Here is a 3,608-nt window from a genome sequence, read left to right on the forward strand (position 1 = left end):
TCAGCACGCAACGTTAAAATACATCGGGTTAACTGCTGATGGTGAACTTGATATGGCAGATGCCAAAAAGAAGATAACCGATAAGACTAAAATTGTTTCAATTGCTCATGCGTCCAACGTCATGGGCGTTATTAATCCAATTAAAGCCTTAACCAAATTAGCTCATCAGCATGGTGCTTATATGATTGCAGATGGTGCGCAGTCAACTCCTCATCTAAAAGTGGATGTTCAGGATTTGGATGTTGATTTCTACGCCTTTTCAGGTCATAAGATGTTGGCATCAACCGGGATTGGGATTTTATACGGTAAGCCGGAAATTCTTGATCAAATGGCGCCTGCCCAATTCGGCGGCGAAATGATCAATGAAGTTCATGAACAGGCAGCTGACTGGAAGGAATCGCCATGGAAGTTTGAGGCCGGCACGCCCAATATCAGTGGAGCGATTGCACTGGGCAGCGCAATTGATTATTTGAATAATTTGGGAATGGATAATATTTCCGCTTATGAACAGGAGATCGTGGACTATACATTACCCAAATTACTTCAAATCGATGGCATTACGGTTTACGGTCCGCATGATCCAGCCAAACATACTGGGGTTCTGTCATTTAACCTGAAGGGCCTACATCCCCATGACGTCGCAACCGGTCTGGATATGGATGGGATTGCCGTTCGAGCAGGTCATCATTGCGCCCAACCGTTAATGGAGTATTTAAGCTGTGAGGCAACTTGTCGGGCCAGCTTCTATTTCTATAACACAAAGGAAGAGGCCGACCGTTTGCTTGACGGGTTGAACGAAGTAAAGGAGTTTTTCGCAAATGGGATTGGCAAAGCTGAACGAACTTTATAAAACAGTGATTATCGATCACGCTCAATTTCCGAGACATAAAGGTGAATTGGCGGATCCAACCGGTGAGAAGCGTTTGAAAAATCCAACTTGTGGGGACGTTATTAAAGTATCAGTTGTTGTTAAAGACGGCCAAATTAATGACGTTGCCTTTGATGGATCCGGATGTACGATTTCCCAAGCTTCCGCTAGTTTAATGACGACGGTTCTAATCGGCAAGGATGTTAAGACCGCCAGAAAATTGATTTTGGCATTTTCCAAGCTGATTAGTGGCGATGAGATTGATGATGAAGACGAGGAATTATTGGGAGATGCCGCGATTGTTGGCACGGTTGCGGAATTTCCTACCAGAATTAAGTGTGCAGCTTTAGCGTGGCACGCAATGGATGAAGTGTTGAACGAGGAAGGGAGTGGGGCAAGTGACTGATGTTTCAGAAGTACTTGATGATAAAGATTATGAATTTGGTTTTCATGACAATGTCAAACCCGTTTATTCAACCGGACTGGGTTTAACAGAAGATACGGTTCGAGAAATTTCAAAAGCCAAGGATGAACCAAAGTGGATGCTTGATTATCGGTTAAAGGCCTATCATGCTTATTTGAAAATGTCCGAACCCGGCTTTGGCCCTGATTTAACCGGTCTTGATTTGGAACATATGAAGTTTTTCCAACGGGCAACTGATAAACAGTATCGTGACTGGGATGATGTACCACAGGATATCAAAACAACTTTTGACCGTTTGGGGGTTCCTCAAGCCGAACGAAAATATTTGGCCGGATCATCGGCTCAGTATGAATCAGAAGTGGTTTATCACAAGATGGAAGAGCAGTTCGATAAATTGGGGATTATTTTTACTGATACCGATACGGCTTTAAAAAAGTACCCGGATCTTTTTAAAAAATGGTTTGGCAAACTTGTCAAACCAACGAATAATAAATACGCTGCGTTAAATTCGGCTGTTTGGTCCGGCGGGACGTTTATTTACGTACCAAAAGGTGTGACGGTCACAACGCCGATTCAATCTTATTTCCGAATTAACGCTGAGAAGTCCGGTCAATTTGAACGTACCTTGATTATTGTGGATGAAGGTGCACATTTGGAATATGTTGAAGGATGTACTGCGCCTACATATAAGAGCGACAGTTTGCATGCGGCCGTTGTTGAAGTCAATGTGTTGCCAAATGCTTATTGTCGTTATACAACTATTCAGAACTGGTCAAATAACGTTTATAGTTTGGAAACCAAGCGGGCTCAGGCTCTGGATAATGCAATTATGGAATGGGTTGATGGCAACCTGGGTTCAAAAATCACAATGAAATACCCATCTGTTTATTTAAACGGTGAGGGTGCTCGTGGCACAATGCTGTCGATTGCGGTTGCCGGCAAGAATATTGATTCCGATACCGGTGCCCAAATGATTCATAACGCACCGAATACGTCGTCGTCAGTTATTTCAAAGTCAATTTCTAAAGACGGTGGCGCAGTTGATTACCGTGGCAAAATCAAATTTGGCCGGCACTCGGATGGTTCTTTTGCCCACGTTGAGTGTGATACGATTATTATGGATGATCAATCAACCAGTGATACGATTCCGTATAACGAGATTTTAAACGATAATGTGTCGATGGAACATGAAGCTAAAGTTTCTAAAATTTCAGAAGAACAGCTTTACTATTTGATGTCTCGCGGCATTTCGGAACAAAAAGCTACTGAAATGATCATTATGAGCTTTGTGGAGCCCTTTACAAAGGAATTACCAATGGAATACGCGGTTGAATTGAACCGACTAATTAGTTTCGAAATGGAAGGGTCAATTGGATAGTGTGCGTATCAAAGCGGTTAACATTCGGAATGTAAGGCGTTCATTTCGGAAATCCGGGGTTTGGATTTTTGGAATGAATCCCTTACATGCAGAATGTTGCTTTGAGGAGCAGTCCTAAAATAAGTGTGCGGAAAAAGACGTTTTGGTTCTGGAGTACAAGGAGCTGAATTCAATATCCCCAGTTTTGGGATATTAGATTTAGTTTCTTGTATGGCAGGAATCAGTCTTTTGGAGCAGTCCGAAGAAAGTGTGTGAAGCAAAGCATCAGCATCCAAAAGGAAAAAACAACGAGGAGGGCCACGCTATGAGTGAAATTGACAATCGGCCATTTAAAGAAAAAGCGATGGATGTTTTAGAGAATGTCATTGATCCGGAATTGGGTATTGATATCGTTAATTTAGGCTTGATTTATGGTGTTGAATTAGATGATGAAGGATTATGTACATTAACGATGACGTTGACGATTGCTGGATGTCCGTTAACCGATTATTTAAACGAAGCCATTCGTGAAGAATTAACCGGATTCGATGAAGTTAAAGACGTTTATATCAACGTTGTTTTCGAGCCAGCGTGGTCAATTGACAAGATGTCAAGAGAGGCAAAGCTGGAATTGGGAATTCATTAAAAGCAGTGTGCGGAGCTAAGCGGTTATCGTTCGGAGTGTAAGGCGTTCTTTTCGGGAATCCCGGGTTTGGATTTTTGAAATGAATCCCTTACATGTAGAACGATGCTTAGAGGAGCAGTCCTAGAAGCAGTGTGCGGAGCTAAGCGGTTATCGTTCGGAGTGTAAGGCGTTCTTTTCGGGAATCCCAGGTTTGGATTTTTGAAATGAATCCCTTACATGTAGAACGATGCTTAGAGGAGCAGTCCTAGAAGCAGTGTGCGGAGCTAAGCGGTTAGCACCCGGAGTATAAGACGTCGATTTGGGAAATCCCGAG

The 3,608-nt window shown here is 42.8% G+C and carries 4 protein-coding genes; all 4 read left to right on the forward strand.

The window, feature by feature from the left end:
- The coding region (locus HMPREF0519_RS03195; protein ID WP_003634603.1) for an aminotransferase class V-fold PLP-dependent enzyme at positions 1–850 on the forward strand (850 nt) is incomplete at its 5' end.
- Complete coding sequence (gene sufU / locus HMPREF0519_RS03200; RefSeq protein WP_003551952.1) at positions 819–1,274, forward strand: Fe-S cluster assembly sulfur transfer protein SufU; 456 nt, start codon at positions 819–821, stop codon at positions 1,272–1,274. The genes HMPREF0519_RS03195 and sufU, both read left to right, overlap by 32 nt.
- The gene (sufB, locus tag HMPREF0519_RS03205; RefSeq protein WP_003551956.1) at positions 1,267–2,670 is read left to right on the forward strand and encodes a Fe-S cluster assembly protein SufB; all 1,404 of its coding nucleotides are present in this window, start codon (positions 1,267–1,269) and stop codon (positions 2,668–2,670) included. The genes sufU and sufB overlap by 8 nt, the downstream gene beginning before the upstream one ends.
- Before the next feature lie 304 nt (positions 2,671–2,974).
- Positions 2,975–3,295: a metal-sulfur cluster assembly factor gene (locus HMPREF0519_RS03210; protein ID WP_003551958.1), complete on the forward strand. Its 321-nt coding sequence runs from the start codon at positions 2,975–2,977 to the stop codon at positions 3,293–3,295.
- The last annotated feature ends 313 nt before the right edge of the window (positions 3,296–3,608 follow it).

Source organism: Lentilactobacillus hilgardii DSM 20176 = ATCC 8290 (genome assembly GCF_000159315.1).
Lineage (GTDB): Bacteria > Bacillota > Bacilli > Lactobacillales > Lactobacillaceae > Lentilactobacillus > Lentilactobacillus hilgardii.